Origin of the sequence: Shewanella saliphila (genome assembly GCF_014648295.1) — a bacterium.
GTDB lineage: Bacteria > Pseudomonadota > Gammaproteobacteria > Enterobacterales > Shewanellaceae > Shewanella > Shewanella saliphila.
Genome location: NZ_BMQV01000033.1, coordinates 37,511 through 54,173, shown reverse-complemented (window position 1 = coordinate 54,173; position 16,663 = coordinate 37,511). Strand labels below are relative to the sequence as shown.

13 protein-coding genes are annotated in these 16,663 nt (G+C 41.6%); 12 read left to right on the top strand and 1 reads right to left on the bottom strand.

From position 1 onward, the window contains the following. The first annotated feature begins 181 nt into the window (after positions 1-181). The 12 genes from IEY48_RS14610 to IEY48_RS14555 all read left to right on the top strand — a co-directional run bounded on the left by IEY48_RS14610 (position 182) and on the right by IEY48_RS14555 (position 15,157). Positions 182-1,846 carry an AMP-binding protein gene (locus tag IEY48_RS14610; protein WP_188921573.1) on the top strand — a complete coding sequence of 555 codons (1,665 nt, stop codon included), beginning with the start codon at positions 182-184 and terminating at the stop codon, positions 1,844-1,846. 150 nt (positions 1,847-1,996) lie between these two features. Then, on the top strand, positions 1,997-3,061 hold the full coding sequence (locus IEY48_RS14605; RefSeq protein ID WP_188921571.1) for a patatin-like phospholipase family protein: 1,065 nt from the start codon (positions 1,997-1,999) through the stop codon (positions 3,059-3,061). A gap of 59 nt (positions 3,062-3,120) precedes the next feature. Then, positions 3,121-4,119, top strand: coding sequence for an NADP-dependent oxidoreductase (locus tag IEY48_RS14600; RefSeq protein WP_188921569.1), 999 nt, complete (start codon positions 3,121-3,123; stop codon positions 4,117-4,119). A gap of 69 nt (positions 4,120-4,188) precedes the next feature. Beyond that, positions 4,189-6,303, top strand: coding sequence for a molybdopterin-dependent oxidoreductase (locus IEY48_RS14595; RefSeq protein ID WP_188921567.1), 2,115 nt, complete (start codon positions 4,189-4,191; stop codon positions 6,301-6,303). A gap of 47 nt (positions 6,304-6,350) precedes the next feature. Further along, on the top strand, positions 6,351-7,184 hold the full coding sequence (locus IEY48_RS14590) for an AAA family ATPase (RefSeq protein WP_188921565.1): 834 nt from the start codon (positions 6,351-6,353) through the stop codon (positions 7,182-7,184). 7 nt (positions 7,185-7,191) lie between these two features. After that, a complete protein-coding gene (locus IEY48_RS14585; RefSeq protein ID WP_188921563.1) occupies positions 7,192-8,364 on the top strand; it encodes a vWA domain-containing protein in 1,173 nt (390 codons plus the stop codon). Positions 8,365-8,498: 134 nt separating this feature from the next. Further along, complete coding sequence (locus tag IEY48_RS14580; RefSeq protein ID WP_188921561.1) at positions 8,499-9,407, top strand: haloalkane dehalogenase; 909 nt, start codon at positions 8,499-8,501, stop codon at positions 9,405-9,407. Between the two features lie 143 nt (positions 9,408-9,550). Beyond that, positions 9,551-10,339, top strand: a complete 789-nt coding sequence (locus tag IEY48_RS14575) for an SGNH/GDSL hydrolase family protein (RefSeq protein ID WP_188921560.1) — start codon at positions 9,551-9,553, stop codon at positions 10,337-10,339. A 747-nt stretch (positions 10,340-11,086) separates the two neighbouring features. Further along, positions 11,087-11,968 carry a Stf0 family sulfotransferase gene (locus IEY48_RS14570; RefSeq protein ID WP_188921558.1) on the top strand — a complete coding sequence of 294 codons (882 nt, stop codon included), beginning with the start codon at positions 11,087-11,089 and terminating at the stop codon, positions 11,966-11,968. A 578-nt stretch (positions 11,969-12,546) separates the two neighbouring features. Continuing rightward, positions 12,547-13,524, top strand: a complete 978-nt coding sequence (locus IEY48_RS14565; RefSeq protein ID WP_188921556.1) for a transposase — start codon at positions 12,547-12,549, stop codon at positions 13,522-13,524. Between the two features lie 341 nt (positions 13,525-13,865). Continuing rightward, complete coding sequence (locus IEY48_RS14560; protein WP_229786494.1) at positions 13,866-14,474, top strand: YibE/F family protein; 609 nt, start codon at positions 13,866-13,868, stop codon at positions 14,472-14,474. Between the two features lie 344 nt (positions 14,475-14,818). Beyond that, on the top strand, positions 14,819-15,157 hold the full coding sequence (locus IEY48_RS14555) for a hypothetical protein (protein WP_188921554.1): 339 nt from the start codon (positions 14,819-14,821) through the stop codon (positions 15,155-15,157). Positions 15,158-15,534: 377 nt separating this feature from the next. On the opposite strand, the gene IEY48_RS14550 is transcribed toward IEY48_RS14555, so the two are convergent. Next, positions 15,535-16,638, bottom strand: a complete 1,104-nt coding sequence (locus IEY48_RS14550; protein ID WP_188921552.1) for a PQQ-dependent sugar dehydrogenase — start codon at positions 16,636-16,638, stop codon at positions 15,535-15,537. Positions 16,639-16,663: the final 25 nt, after the last annotated feature.

The following is a 16,663-nucleotide window of genomic DNA, read 5'->3' as shown; positions in this document are numbered from 1 at the left end:
CCTTTGGGAGTTTCACCGTGTTCCCACTACGTTGTTGCGCTAATTTATAAGGTACCTACATTACCGCATTAACGCGCCTAGTATTGAAAACACGGTGAAGCTCTGAAACACGGATCTTCAAGTTGAATGGGTATAATAAAAACGGCGAGAGTTTTCGCATCATAATAAAGGGGACAGTATTATGGAAAAAGTTTGGCTAGAAAAGAGTTATCCGCCTGGGGTTGAGTTTGAAATCGATCCAGATAAATACAACTCGTTAGCAGAATTGTTTTTGAAATATACCAAGCAGTATGCAAGTAACACGGCATTTATCAATATGGATGTCAGCATTACTTATCAACAACTCGAACAACAAGCAAAAGAGTTTGCGGCTTACTTGCAAAACGATTTAGGTTTAGTCAAAGGCGACAAGTTTGCCATTATGATCCCAAATGTACTGCAATATCCTATCGCCTTATTTGGCGCATTAATTTCAGGCTTAACCGTTGTTAACGTTAACCCTTTGTACACCGCGCGTGAATTAGAACACCAACTTAAAGACTCTGGTGCAAAGGGCATTCTTATATTAGAAAACTTTGCCCATGTATTGCAGGCTGTTATCAATAAAACAGATGTTAAACATGTCATTACCACCAGTGTTGGTGACAGGTTGGGTATGATTAAAGGTGCGTTAATTAACGGCGCCATTAAGCACCTTAAAAAACAAGTCCCGCCTTTTGATTTACCCAACGCAGTTAAGTTTAATGACGCAATGGCCAAAGGCAGTAAAAGTCAGTTTACGCCAGTCGACGTAGTGGGGGCTGATTTAGCCTTTTTACAATATACCGGCGGTACTACAGGTCCTTCAAAAGGTGCCATGTTGACGCACCGTAATATGGTTGCCAACCTTGAACAATCAAATGCAGTAACCAAAAACGTATACGAAATCGGCAAAGAGTTTATGGTTACGGCACTGCCGCTTTACCATATCTACGCATTAACCTCTAATTGCTTGGCATTTTTACCTTTTGGCGGCCAAAATCTACTGATCACTAACCCACGCGATATGCCGGGGTTTGTTAAAGAGTTAGCCAAGTATAAATTTACCGTTATCACAGGGGTAAATACCTTATTTAACGGCCTACTTAATACCCCAGGTTTTGATCAATTGGACTTTAGCGCACTTAAAATGGGCTTTGGTGGCGGTATGTCGGTACAACGTCCAGTCGCTGAACATTGGGAGCGTGTAACTCACTCTAAATTGTTAGAAGGTTACGGTTTAACTGAATGTGCACCATTGGTGACAATGAGTCCGTATAATCAAGAAAAATATAATGGTTCTATTGGCTTACCTGCATCATCGACTGACATTCGTTTGGTTGGCGCTGATGGCGAAGATGTTGCCTTAGGCGAACCTGGCGAAATGTGGGTTAAAGGTCCACAGGTGATGAAAGGCTATTACAATCGCCAAAAAGCCACCGACGAAGTATTAAGAGACGGTTGGTTAGCCACCGGCGATATTGCCACCATGGATGAAAATGGTTTCTTTAGGATTGTAGATCGTAAAAAAGACATGATTATTGTGTCTGGTTTTAACGTATTCCCTAACGAAATTGAAGAAGTCATCGTATCTCATGAAGGCGTGCTCGAGGCTGCTGCTGTGGGTGTTTCTTGCGATGCGACTGGTGAGCGCGTTAAAGTTTACATTGTGCGTAAAGATCCTAATCTGACTGAGCAAGATATTTTTGATCATTGCGCCGAAATGCTAACTAATTATAAACGCCCTAAAATCATTGAATTTATGGATGAATTACCTAAAAGTAATGTCGGTAAAGTATTACGCAAAGACTTGCGTAGTCAGGCATAGCTTATCAACAGCGCTGAGTCAGCTTTATAGCGACTCAGCGTGTCTTTACACCAAAATCAACATCAGTTATCACAATGCAATAGGTCATCTAAGTGTTAATCACATTCACTTTGCCATTGAGTCGCTGTAAGAGTAAGTAATCATTATTTTATGTTAGAAATTTATGCCGGTAACACGGCCTTAAAAACAATCCAACAACGGGGATTTTCACCAGAGCTATTTAGCTCTTTTTTGGGTGCCAGTGGCGGCCCTAAATGGTTTACATTGTTGGGGTTAGATAAATATTTATTTGGCGAATTTTTTAAAGACAGACAACAGCCATTAAACCTTATCGGCTCAAGTGCTGGGGCATTTCGTGCTGCATGTTTTGCACAAAACGACCCTGTTGCAGCAATACAGCGTTTGGCTAAAAACTACAGCGAAACTGTGTATTCAGATGATAAAAAGCCGCAGCCATTAGAAATCACCACCAAGGCTTTTGAATTACTTGAGGTGTTATTTGGCGCAACAGGCGCTGATGAAATCGTCAATAACCCCGTATTTAAAGCGCATTTTATTGTGGCGAAATGCAATGGCTTGGTGGCTTCAGAAAACAAGCTTAAACAAGGGGTTGGGTTAACTAAGAGTTTTATCAACAATGCGTTGAGCAGACCATTACTTAAAAGTCAGTATGAACGGTTTATTTTTCAACATCATCAAAGTGATTTGTTGTTAAACGATCCAGATAACTTACCGACAACTTCGGTGAACTTGAACTCAAATAATATTAAACGGGCCTTGTTAGCATCGGGGTCTATCCCGATGGTGATGCAAGGGATTAAAGATATTCCTGATTGCCCACCGGGTATGTACCGTGACGGCGGCATTATTGATTACCACTTTGACTTTGATATTCAAAATGCAGGCTTAACCTTATATCCTCATTTTAGTTCAACCTTAAAAGCAGGTTGGTTTGATAAAAATTTGTCGCGTAAGGTGAGGTTGCAACATTACGATAAAACGGTGTTGCTTTGTCCCTCTGCCGAGTTTGTTGCGTCATTGCCTTATCAAAAAATTCCCGACCGCAAAGATTTTATTGAATTAACACCCGAGCAACGAATCAAGTATTGGCGACAAGTGTTTGTTGAAAGTGAAAATTTAGCGCTGCATTTTAAACATTTTTATCGTCACCAAGATATCAATAGCATTAAAAAAATTAGCCAGCTTGTGAGCTAAAAAACCTATAAATAACGCCTGATATTGGCGCCTAATCAACTAAAAATGAGAGTGTACACATGAGCACATTTACCGCAATTAACCTTATCGCTCGCCCACAAGGCGGCCCAGTAGGCCCAGAATTATTTGAAGTAGTGCAAAAGCCAATGCCAACGGTTGCCGATGGACAATTCCTTGTTAAGCAAAGCCATATGTCGTTAGACCCAGCCATGTTTGGCTGGATGAGCCCTGATACAGAAAGTTATATCCCGCCGGTTGAGTTAGGCGAGGTGATGCGCAGCTCAGGGATTGGTGAAGTCGTTGAAAGCAAGCACCCAGATTTTAAAGTGGGTGATCGGGTAATGGGCATGATGGGGTGGCAAGAATACTTTTTAAGTAATGGTCCAGGGTTAAACAAAGTGACCGCGCCTTTACCCGATGAAGCCATATTATCTGTGTTTGCGTTACCCGGTTTAACAGCTACCCAAGGGCTTTTTAATGTTGGTAAACCTCAAAAAGGTGAAACCATTGTTGTGTCTGGCGCCGCTGGTTCGGTGGGCTCAATTGTGGGGCAGTTGGCCAAAGCCGATGGCTTAACGGTAATAGGTGTTGTCGGTAGCGATGAAAAAGCAGATTGGATTGTTAATGAGTTAGGTTTTGACGGGGCGGTTAATTACAAAACCGATGATATTGAAGCCAAACTCGCTGAGTTAACGCCAAAGGGTGTTGATATTTATTTTGAAAACACCGGCGGTCCTATTCAGCATCATGTGTTTGCCAGAATGAATGCCCATGGCCGTATTGTGGTGTGTGGCATGATTGCCGATTACCCAAAAGCGGTACCTGATTTAGGCCCAAATTGGATTCAGGTGATTAAAAAGCGTTTGACTATTCAGGGCTTTACTATGCCAGACCACTTTGGTGACGTACCGGCGTTATTACAAAAGCTGACGCCCTATGTCATGAACGGACAAATTAAACATCGCGCGCATGTGTTAGATGGGCTTGAATCAGCTATGACCGGACTTAATTTGTTTTTTACCGGTGCCAACAAAGGCAAATTAATCGTTAAAATTTAACCGTTAATCCATCAGCACAATTTTACAGATTGTGCTGTTTTTTTATGTCTGGCCGAGCAGGTAAATAATATGAGCGAAATCAATACCCATTATCGAAATTGCAATATCTGTGAGGCCATGTGTGGCTTAGAAATTAGCTATCAAGATAAGCAAATTATCTCTATTAAAGGCGATCAACTTGACCCATTTAGTCAAGGTTACAATTGCCCCAAAGCATTAGCGTTAGAAGACTTTTATACCGACAACGATCGATTAAAAACCCCAATTAAACGCACCGCAACGGGTTGGCAAGCGATCAGTTGGGATGATGCCTTTAGCGAAATCGTCAACAAAATTAAAACTATCCAACAGCAACATGGCAATAATGCTCAGGCCGTTTATTTAGGTAACCCTAATGCCCACAGTTTAGGCAATGCGTTATTTCTAAAACCGTTTATGAAGTCACTTGGCACCCTTAATCGGTTTAGCTCCGCTTCTGCTGACCAATTACCACACCATGTGGCCGCTAATTTTATGTTTGGTGCAGGCATGTTAATCCCGGTGTCTGATATTGACCGAACCGATTTTATGTTAATTATTGGCGCGAATCCTGTCGTCTCTAATGGCAGTATGATGACCGCGCCTAATGTGATTGGCCGCTTAAAAGCCATCCAAAAACGAGGTGGCAAAGTGGTGGCGGTTGACCCACGCAAAACCCGCACCGCAAAAATAGCCGACCAACATGTGTTTATTCGCCCTGAAAAAGACGCCTTTTTATTGCTGGCACTCATTCATTGCGTGTTTGCTGCTAATAAAGTCAATTTGCGTCATTTAAGCGATAAGGTTGATGGGTTAGATGAAATCGAAAATTTAGCAAAAGATTTCTCGCCACACGTGGTCAGCCCGTTAGTAGGTATTGAGGCTGAGGTGATTGAAACCTTATCAGCGCAAATGCTCGCAGCAGACTCTGCGGTGTGTTACAGCCGCATGGGCGCATCTACCCAATCGTTTGGCGGCATTTGTTTATGGCTCACCAACGTGCTTAATATTATTACCGGTAACTTTGACCGTGCAGGCGGGGCAATGTTTCCTCAACCAGCATTTGATTTATTGCGTAATCACCAAGCGGGTCATAAAAGCTCATTTGGTCAACATCAATCACGCGTGCGCAAATTACCGTTTTTTAATGGTGAGTTTCCGGTCGCAGCGCTAGCGGAAGAAATCCAAACCCCGGGTGAAGGCCAAATTAGAAGCTTAATTACCGTTGCAGGTAATCCGGTGTTATCTGCACCGAGTGGTCACCAACTTGCGGCTGCATTTAGTGAGCTTGATTTCATGGTGTCGATTGATATTTACCTCAACGAAACCACCAAATACGCAGACATTATATTACCGGGCACGACTGGCGTCGAAAATTCACATTTTGATATTTTCTTCAACTCATTTTCGGTGAGAAACACGGTTAAATATTCAGCACCATTATTTGAAAAGCACAGCGAACAACGCAGTGATTGGCAAATACTCAAAGAGATTTCAGCGCGCATGCTCAATGTGCCTGCTGACGACCCAATGCAGCAGGTTACCCCTGAAATGATATTGGATATGGAACTTAAAAAAGGGCCATATGGCAAACAGGGCATGAGTTTACAAAAGTTAATTGATAATCCACACGGCATTGATATTGGTCCGCTTATGCCGTGTTTGTCTGAGCGGATTAAAACCGCGAATGGCAAAATTGATTTGTTTCCTGCTGTTTATCAAGATGATTTACCGAGATTAAACGCTGTCATGACGCAAAGCGCTCGTGATAATCAGTTTCCATTTGATTTAATCAGCCGCCGTTTAGTGAAAAGCCATAACACCTGGACTCAAAATTCACAGCGGCTAATCAAAGGTAAAAATCCGTGTACTTTAGAAATACACCCACATGATGCACAAGCCCTGGGGGCCAAGACTGGCCAGCAGGTAATCGTCAGCTCAGCGGTTGGTGAAATTAAAATAGACATTGTGATTACCGATGACGTGCAACCCGGTGTGGTTACCATGCCGCAAGGTTGGGGTCATAATCAACAGGGCACCAATATGTCGATAGCAGCCACTCAACCCGGTGTGAGTATTAATGATTTAACAGATGCTAAACGAGTTGATATGCTGACAGGAAACGCGGCTTTCAATGGCACACCGGTAGCGATTAAGCTTGCTTAATGATTGAACGTATTATCAAAAATAACGAATAAATAGAAAGGCTAACCATGTTTAAAAGTACCCAAAACTACATTGCATCAAACGATCTCACATTAGCGGTTAATGCAGCCATTGCACTCGAAAAACCGTTATTGATAAAAGGGGAGCCAGGTACAGGTAAAACACAGTTAGCAGAAGAGTTAGCGCGCTCGCTTAATTGTAAACTGTATCAATGGCACATTAAATCGACCACCAAAGCCCAACAAGGTTTGTATGAGTACGATGCAGTATCACGCCTGCGTGACAGTCAATTAGGTGATGCTAGAGTGCATGATATTGGCAACTATATCGTCAAAGGTAAGCTATGGCAGGCGTTTGAAGAAGAACAACGCCCCATTTTATTAATTGATGAAATTGATAAAGCTGACATTGAGTTCCCTAACGATTTACTGCAAGAGCTCGATAAGATGGAGTTTTATGTTTATGAAACTCAGCAAGTGATCAAAGCAAAACAGCGTCCCATTATTATCATCACGTCTAATAATGAAAAAGAGCTGCCAGATGCGTTTTTACGTCGCTGTTTTTTCCATTACATTAAGTTCCCAACCAAAGCGGAAATGGAAAAAATCATCGATGTGCATCATCCAGATGTAAAGCAAACCCTGTTAACTCAGGCTTTAGATGTGTTTTTTGATTTGCGCGAAGTTAATGGCATTAAGAAAAAACCTTCAACATCTGAGCTCATTGATTGGTTAAAACTACTGATCTCCGATGACATTTCGCAGCAGACATTACTCGATAAGCAATCTGATATTATTCCGTTATTTGGCGCATTACTAAAGAACGAACAAGATGTGTCATTGATTGAAAAACTGGCCTTTATGAGCCGCAGAAACAGGTAGCATCGCTGTGTTTATTGATTTTTTTCTCACCTTAAAAAAACACAAAGTACCTTGTAGTTTGCGCGAACTACTTGACCTTATCGCCTTGCTTAAAAAAGGTGTAGTATTTGCTGACGTAGAAGAATTTTATAACCTGGCCAAGATTGTCATGGTTAAAGATGAAATCTATTACGACAAATACGACAACGCCTTTGCAGAGTATTTTGAAGGCATTGAACATATTGATATTTTTGACAAATTATTACCAGAGGATTGGCTGCGTAAAGAATTTGAAAAAAACTTAAGCCAAGAAGAAAAAGACCAACTCAAGGCGCTTGGCGGTCTTGAAGAGCTAATGAAGACACTGAAAGAGCGCCTTGAAGAACAAAAAAAACGTCATGCTGGCGGTAATAAATGGGTGGGTACTGGCGGCACATCGCCTTTTGGTGCTTATGGTTATAACCCCGAAGGCATACGAGTTGGTCAGGATAAAAACCGCAATAACAGCGCGGTGAAAGTGTGGGATAAACGCGAATTTAAAAATTTCGACCAGGACCGGGAGCTCGGTACCCGTAATATTAAATTAGCCCTTAAAAAGTTACGTAAATTTGCCCGTACAGGCGCCAGTGAAAAGCTTGATATCAATACCACGATCCGCTCAACCGCCCAAAATGGCGGCTTACTCGATGTGCACATGGAGCCTGAGCGTCATAACGCGGTAAAAGTGCTGATGTTTTTCGATATCGGCGGCTCCATGGATGATTACATTCATACCTGCGAAGAGTTATTTTCAGCCGCGCACAGCGAATTTAAGCACTTACGCTTCTTTTATTTTCATAACTGTTTATATGAAAAAGTATGGCAAGACAATAATCGCCGGTTTGATAAAACCATTGAACTCGATGAAGTGTTACGCACATTCTCATCTGACTACAAAGTGATTTTTGTCGGCGATGCCACCATGGGACCCTACGAAATCATTGCCAAAGGCGGCAGTGTTGAGCATTGGAATGAAAAACCCGGCATAGACTATATGAATCGGCTACTCGGTCATTTTAATAAAGTCGCCTGGTTGAATCCACAGCCAGAACAATACTGGCAGGTGCATCATTCAATTTCGATTATTCAAAAACTGGTTGGCGACAAAATGTACCCGTTAACTGTCGATGGCATAGGCCGTGCCATTAAAGATCTCAGTTAAAAGAAAGATTGTTGTTCACTTAATGAGTTTGGCGAACGGCTCGACTATTGAACGCAGCGAACGATACGACAACATCACTTTACGCTCAACTTAGTGATAATTGATAAAAACACTTAAACAGGAAGGTCAATCATATGGATTTTTTACGCACCGACGACAGTTGTTTTACCCATTTGCCTGATTATCATTTTAACGCCAATTACTTAATGGTCGACGACGCTGAAGGTGGCCAGCTAAGAGTGCATTATGTTGACGAGGGCCCCAAAGATGCTGCACCAATACTCTTGCTGCATGGCGAGCCAACATGGAGTTTTTTGTACCGTAAAATGATCCCTATCTTAGTTAAAGCCGGGTATCGGGTCATCGTGCCCGATTTAATTGGTTTTGGCCGTTCAGACAAACCGACAAAACGCTCAGATTACACTTATCAGCGTCATGTCGACTGGATCACCTCATTGATGTTACAGCTAAACCTCAGTGATATTACTTTAGTGTGTCAGGATTGGGGCGGATTAATTGGTTTACGATTAGCGGCAGAGCACAGCGAACGTTTCGAGCGAATTGTCGCCGCTAACACCATGTTGCCCACAGGCGATCATCAACCCGGAGACACTTTTCTAAAATGGCGCCAGTTCTCACAAGATGTAGAGGTGTTTCCAACAGGTAACTTAATCAATAGTGCTTGTGTATCAAGTTTAACGCCCGAGATCGTTGCCGCGTATGATGCGCCATTTCCTGATGAACGCTACAAAGAGGGCGCGCGTCAGTTTCCTTTACTTGTGCCAATCACCCCAGATGACCCCGCAGCATATAAAAATCGCGCAGCCTGGAAAGTGTTATCACAATGGCAAAAGCCGTTTTTAACCGCCTTTAGTGACTCAGATCCTATTACCAAAGGCGGCGACGCCTTGATGCAAAAGCTCATTCCCGGCACTCAAGGGCAAAAGCACACCACCATAGTCAGCGGCGGACATTTTTTACAAGAAGATAAAGGTGAAGTGTTAGCCGAAGTGGTTGTGCAATTTATTGCTGATAATCAATAATGCCTGAGTGACAAGTGACAAGTGACAAGTGACAAGTGACAAGTGACAAGTGACAAGTGACAAGTGACAAGTGACAAGTGACAAGTGACAAGTGACAAGTGTGACATAAGGTAATGTCAGGAAATGACTTTTAAGGAGCCAATATGTTGTATCACGGAATTTCGATTATGTTGGCCCCAGTGCTTGTGTTACAAGGACTCAAAGTGCGCCGCACCACGCCAAGACTTGCCGAACCAGAAGGTGAACGTGTTGGTCAAACGGGATCACATCCTCAGTTAAGCTTATTGATTTTAGGTGACTCTGCCGCCGCGGGTGTTGGGGTGGCAAATCAAAGCCAGGCGTTACTTGGTCAGGTTATTGAGCAATTAAGCCCAACATTAAATGTTAACTACGCCTTGTTTGCTAAAACAGGTGCAACCACATCAACCACCTTAGAAGCGATACAACAAATTGACACTGATCATCCCGTGCTCGGGCAAGGGCATTATGATGTCATCGTTACCTCATTAGGGGTCAACGATATTACCTCATCGGTGAGTTGTGAGAAGTGGCTTTTACAGCAACAAGCATTGTTTACATTGCTTAAAGAGCGCTACACGCCAAAACAAATTTTAGTGACAGCATTGCCACCCTTAGGACTGTTTCCCGTTTTGCCCAATCCACTTCGGTGGAGTTTAGGCAAACGTGCCAATCAATTTAACCATCGTTTACAGCAATTAATACTTAAGCTCAATCAGCAGCAGGGCAATCAAACGAGTCAATTTACCATGATTACATTGCCGTTAGACAACCCACAACCCGAGATAAGCATGCTCGACTTTATGCGCCAGGTCATGGCTAGTGATGGATTTCACCCAGGCGCACCGATTTACAATGCATGGGCAAGCTTAGTGGTAGAACAAATAGTGGATGGTGTTGTAGCCCCAACATGAGTTTAAACATGTGTTTAGGTTATGGCCTGCGGCCACTAACGTCGTGGCGCTTCGCCCGAAGCAAAATAAGGTAGTAAGTTGCCAACTTACGCAGGATAATTTAATCGTCTTATCGATAATACTGTTGAGCCGGGAGCCAGGTATTTTCCTTTGTCATTTTGCACTTATTGCAACTGCTCACGTATTCTTTTGTAAAGAATCTTCAACGGCCTCAAGTTAAGAGTTGAATGTGGACTGTTGAAAGCAATATACGAAATTAATTTATCTATCTTATTGAATTTTTTGTGACTTTGTTAAATATCAATTTTACAACTATAGGTACGCAACTTTTAGCGTTTTCGCCTGCAGCCTTCGTCTAAAATTAAATCATTATACTATTAGATTGAATTTATCGATTTGAGTAATACTAAATACGTAGGTTATCGGTCAGATGATTAAATGTAATAGTCGTTATGGTTACCTTCATAAATTGGGGTGGCAAGCTTAAAAAATAATATGATGTTCTTGTTCATCAGCTCGCATTCTTTATCATAAGAAGGTCAGCGGCTACCTCCAGTCCAAACCTCCCGATTAAGCCCTTGCCATTCGCTAGTAGTTAACGTTTAATAACTGTATGTTATTTGAACGGTGTTCTTTCTACAGAGAACTTTCACCTCAATAGTTCATGCCCATGCTGGGTGTACACAACGTAATCAACCGGACGGAAAATACTTCTGCTCTAAATTAAAAGCACACTTTGGATATAGTATGACAGAAAACAACGAGATTAGAATTACCAAAAAGCAGACGGAAACTGCGATAGTGAAGATCCCTGAATCGGATTTTATTGATAAACAATATGATGTGGACTATCCACAAAACCTTAAAGGGATCTTTTTTCTTTTGAGCACGCCGCGATCAGGAAGCACCATGATTTGTGATCTTCTTTATAAATTTGGTTTTTGTTTGGCGCATGAGTATTTCCAGCCCTATCAATACTTGCCAATACTTGCGAACAGATGGGGATGTCTTAAAGAAGACTTACTTGATAAGGAGAAGTTCATAAATCAATTGATTCGTTTTCGTACATTGAAAAGTGGATGGCTCGGCATAAACTTGCATGGAAGCCACCTACCTATCTATTACAATTTTAAAGAGTATTTTCCAAGCTCTAAGAAAATCTTTATAAGAATTCGGAGGAGAAATGTCATCGCACAAGCAGTATCATACGAAATTGCTAGTCAAACGGAAAAGTGGAGTAGTAAATTCAAAACCGATGTTACGCCCGTGTACTCTTTCGACAAGATAAAAAGTAAAATTAAGGCGATTAAACAGCAAGAAATTATTACTGATGTTTTCGTTTCGTCATTAAATGAAAACGTGATAGAGATAGTCTACGAAGACTTTATAACGAATCCAAGCGAAGTTTTGTACTCTGTTATTCCTGAAGAGCTTCTAAAAAAGGTAATAGTCGAACCATCCATAAAAAAACAAAGCTCAAATCTTAACAAACTATGGATAGATCAATTTAATCAAGAGTTTTTTAAAACAAATGGCAAAGGTATTCCCGCAAAAAAACAAAAGCTAATTTTACCGATTCGAATCATCAAGAGAGTATTGCCATCTCTAAGAAAATACATAATTCGTTAATTATCTGCGATAAAATCTCACGGTTTAATTTTTTTCAACGCGTAAGAAACGGGAATAATGCCCTAATCGGGTAGCAGGAGGTATAAAGCCTCACTCCCCTGTATGCAGCTACGTACACGACTGAATGGCTAATGATGCTCCAGGCATCAAAATGGCATTCCTCCGCCAACGCTCTTCTTTGCAAATTTTGTCAGAAGCCATAACTGGAAATCCTCAAATAAACGCTTAAATTTACGGATACCGTTGAAGACTTTGCATAAAAACACGTAAACTTGTCATGACCTGTCATGTATATTTTAGCCACGCATATCTTAGCCAAAACTAAAAGCACAACAAACACCAGGATCCCGGCTCAACAGCACTGCCGGGACGACGAGAAAGAGGTTAGTAATTTTCTATCATCTACGAGTTAAGGCTTAACGTGCTGTTACTGCTTGGTATAACTAATCCGATACACTGCATTGGCAAAGTCATCTGATACTAAAATAGAACATAGAACATGGCCACCCAGCCTAAGTGGATGAATATTGTACAACCAACTAGGCTTAGTTACCTTTAACTCTGACAGGTAATCTAAGATGGCCAGACCAAGACAGACAATCGTTAGTCTAGAAGATACACCTTACTATCACTGTTGTTCTCGTGTGGTACGTAAGGCATTTCTTTGTGGAATTGATAACTCAACAGGTGAGAACTTTGAGCATCGGCGTGAGTGGGTTGATGCTCGTATTATTGAATTGGCGACCATATTTGCTATTGATATCTGTGCCTATACAGTGATGAGTAACCACTTGCATGTGGTGTTAAAAGTCGATGCTGACAAAGTTAAAGAGTGGTCAGATAAAGAAGTGCTCATTCAATGGCACAAGGGTTTTAAAGGTACGTTACTCACGCACAAATACCTAAAAGAAGAAGACCTTAACTCATTTGAGCTACAAACGGTTAATGAATGCATTACCGAATACCGTAAGCGCTTAATTGATATTAGTTGGTTTATGCGTTCACTCAGTGAGCCCATCGCCAGAATGGCCAACAAAGAAGATAAGTGCACAGGGCGATTCTGGGAAGGTCGCTTTAAATCTCAAGCACTGCTTGATGAAGCCGCAGTACTCGCCTGTATGGCTTATGTCGATTTAAACCCTGTCAGAGCCAATATGGCTGCAACCCCTGAAACCTCAGATTACACCAGTATTCAGCGACGTATAAATTCAGCAATGAAAGGTGAGCAACCAGCTGAGCTATTACCGTTTGTGGGTAATGAACGACTTAATATGCCTAACGGGCTCATGTTCAGCGTGAAAGACTACATTGTACTGGTTGAAGATACCGGTCGAATTATTCGAGAAGATAAGCGTGGCGCAATTAGCTCAAGCAGTCAGGACATACTGAATAGATTAAACATCCCAGCAGAGAATTGGCTTAAAATCACTACAGAGTTTGGTGCATTATTTAAAGGTGCTGTCGGAGCACTACCTGCCTTAACCGAATATTGTGAGCATTTAGAGCGAAAACGACGACAAGGCGCGGCAAATTGTCAGCGCTGGCTGTGTGCTTAAGTCATCATCCCCAATCAAATTTCAATTCTTCTTATACTTGATTGCTATCAAGTTTTTCTGCTGTACCGAATTTCTTAGATGACAGATAACTTACTCATTTAACGCTAATGATTTAGCCATATCGATTGAAATTAAGTAGTTGAGTACATCAAACATAACTATCGCCAAAGCAATGAAAACGAGTTAGGTTACTTGTACAAATTATGGGTGGCACTTTTCGTTGCACAAATTATGGGTGGCACTTTTCGTTGCACTATGGGTGGCACTTTTCGTTGGTACAAATTATGGGTGGCACTTTTCGTTGCAAGGTTACTTGTACAAATTATGGGTGGCACTTTTCGTTGCACTTTTCGTTCCCTGGCATAATGGCCCAAGTCTTTGGTGAATTTACTCATCTGTCTGGTATTTACCTCGATAAAGGTGAGGACGTTATCTATATTTCTAATCAAATAATACAGGTTAGATGGTTAATGTTTGTGGCCATTATGATCTCGGCATTAGGTGCGGTTATGGACGTTGCTATATCCATCGCGTCAGCTTACAACGAGTTACGAATTACAGACCCTAAACTTTCCCCAACCCAGTTAATGCGTGCCAGTATGAACATTGGTAGAGATATTATGGGAACGATGACCAATACATTAATCTTAGCTTTTGCTGGTAGTTCTCTGACGACTATTATGATGGTTTGGGGGTTAGATATGCCCTTGACACAATTTATTAATACACCAGTGATCGCATTAGCCATAATCCATGCACTTGCAGGTAGCGTTGGTATTGTGCTCACTATCCCTCTCACCGCATGGCTTGCAAGGTATATGCTAAGCCCATCCCGTCAAACGCCAGCAGAGTTAAATAGTACAGCAGCTCAATCTACTGTCACAGATGTCATGGCTCATGACATTAAGCTAGAGCCAAGCGCAGCACTTAACCCAGCAAATGAAAACTGAGAGTCATCAATAGTATAAAAGTGATGGGTGACGCCTTTAAAAACCTTAAAAACATGTGAACAAAATCAATCTAAAAGACTATGTTGAGAAAAATATAGCTATTTTAATATATTAATGTTTTTTGGTTTATTTTTACATTTTATCTTGACACTTTTAGGTGCAATTTAAGTTTTATTTTGAGTGTAAGAATCATTAAATTGCTTTAGTTCAGAGATATAGGAAATGTAGGGTGATGTTAATCAATAACTCAAAGGTCGGCTTTATCGGAGAGCCGTTCAAGCTGTTAGGTGTTTAATACGTCCAACACCTAGAGCATTTCTTTATCTGGGCGAAAAGGTAATAGTATGGCAAAATTAATTGGAATTATTACGATTATCAGTTTGTGGCTATCAGCTAGTGTTTACGCCGCAGATGCGCAGCACTGCGTATCACTTGACGATAACTGGGGAAATAGTTGTGGTTCTCCAGACTCATTGCAAATTAAAGTCAAGAACGGTTGCTCGCAAACGATTTATGTGAAAATGTGCATAGAAAAGAAAAATGGAAAATGGAGTTGTGGAAGTGATTCTACGCTCGCCCCAGGTAGAACGAATACTGGTTTTTACACATGTCATGCTACAAGTAGATACAAGTGGTCTGCGTGCACAGGCGGTTATAAAGAGTGTGGATTTAAGAACCTATAATTAACTTTGAATACTGTGGACAAAAAACGAATTACACAGTTGCACACACGGTTACCACCTAGGTAGCCGTGTAAATTTAATTTAGTGGGTCAGGGTAAAATTTTATAAGAACAGTTTAAAACTTGCCCCTTAAGCTAATTTCTGTCCAAATTAGTCAGAAGCCATGATTGGAAATGCTCAAATTCAACTCTGAACTTGTGGCAGTTGAATACTTTACATAAAAGAACACGTGAACTTGTCATGGCCTTTCACGCATATCTTAGCCAAAACTAAAAGCACAACAAACACCTGGATCCCGGCTCAACAGCACTGCCGGGACGACGAGAAAGGGGTTTAGTAAACTAGCCATGGTTGAAGAGTTAAGTCAGAACATACGTTTATTTCTTGATATAACTAATCCGATACACTGCATTGGCAAAGTCATCTGATACTAAAATAGAGCCGTCTGTTAAAGTCATCACATCCACTGGGCGGCCCCAGCTTTGCTCGCCTTCAAGCCAGCCGGTAGCGAAGGGTTGATAGTCGATCACTTTATTTCCTTCAACGACCACTTGCATAATGCGGTAACCGACTTTGTTCGTGCGGTTCCACGAGCCGTGTTGGGCAATGAATATTGAATGGTGATATGTGGGTGGGAATTGTGTCCCTTGATAAAACTCCATGCCTAATGCCGCAACATGAGCGCCTAAGGTTAATGCCGGAGGTGTGTTCAGTTTGGCGGTTTTGGTGTTGGAAAAATCAGGATCATGAATGACAGTGTTGTGCACATAGGGAAAACCAAAGTGTTGGCCTGTTTGGGTGACATGATTAAGTTCATCATCGGGTAAATCGTCGCCCATCATGTCGCGGCCGTTGTCGGTAAACCATAAGTCGCCGCTAACAGGGTGGAAATCAAACCCCACACTATTACGCACACCTTTAGCGACAATTGTAGTTTGTTTGGTGTCGATATTGAGTTTTAAGATGGATGCGAAAGGCAGCTGACTTTCACACACATTACAAGGTGCGCCTACGGGAATATACAAGTGTCCATCTGGCCCAAAGGCAATGAATTTCCAACCATGATGGGCTTTATTGGGCAGCTTATCGTAAACCAACTCAGGCGTTGGAATATCCGGTAAGCTGTTTTCAATATTAGGGTAACGCCAAATTTTATCGACTTCAGCCACATACAAACTGCCATTATGAAATGCTAAACCCGATGGCATAAACAAATCTTTAGCGATAACGATTTGCTTATCAGCTTTAAAATCCTGGTTGCTGTCTATAAGGGCATAAACATTGCCAGCCTTGCGACTGCCCACAAATACTGTGCCTTTCTCGCCCAGCGCCATTTGGCGTGCGTTTTCGATATTGTCAGCGTAAATATCAATACTAAACCCTTGTGGGAGTTGTATTTTATTTAACGGTAACGCGGACACAGAAAAACTGAAACACAAGCCACAGGTTAGGGCGGTTATCAATGTCGTTGGCTTTATCATTGCTCATTCCTTTTGCTGCTATTTA

Coding starts and splice junctions, on each gene's coding strand:
- IEY48_RS14610 (WP_188921573.1), top strand. CDS start 182: ATGGAAAAAGTTTGGCTAGAAAAGAGTTATCCGCCTGGGGTTGAGTTT.
- IEY48_RS14605 (WP_188921571.1), top strand. CDS start 1,997: ATGTTAGAAATTTATGCCGGTAACACGGCCTTAAAAACAATCCAACAA.
- IEY48_RS14600 (WP_188921569.1), top strand. CDS start 3,121: ATGAGCACATTTACCGCAATTAACCTTATCGCTCGCCCACAAGGCGGC.
- IEY48_RS14595 (WP_188921567.1), top strand. CDS start 4,189: ATGAGCGAAATCAATACCCATTATCGAAATTGCAATATCTGTGAGGCC.
- IEY48_RS14590 (WP_188921565.1), top strand. CDS start 6,351: ATGTTTAAAAGTACCCAAAACTACATTGCATCAAACGATCTCACATTA.
- IEY48_RS14580 (WP_188921561.1), top strand. CDS start 8,499: ATGGATTTTTTACGCACCGACGACAGTTGTTTTACCCATTTGCCTGAT.
- IEY48_RS14575 (WP_188921560.1), top strand. CDS start 9,551: ATGTTGTATCACGGAATTTCGATTATGTTGGCCCCAGTGCTTGTGTTA.
- IEY48_RS14570 (WP_188921558.1), top strand. CDS start 11,087: ATGACAGAAAACAACGAGATTAGAATTACCAAAAAGCAGACGGAAACT.
- IEY48_RS14565 (WP_188921556.1), top strand. CDS start 12,547: ATGGCCAGACCAAGACAGACAATCGTTAGTCTAGAAGATACACCTTAC.
- IEY48_RS14555 (WP_188921554.1), top strand. CDS start 14,819: ATGGCAAAATTAATTGGAATTATTACGATTATCAGTTTGTGGCTATCA.
- IEY48_RS14550 (WP_188921552.1), bottom strand. CDS start 16,638: ATGATAAAGCCAACGACATTGATAACCGCCCTAACCTGTGGCTTGTGT.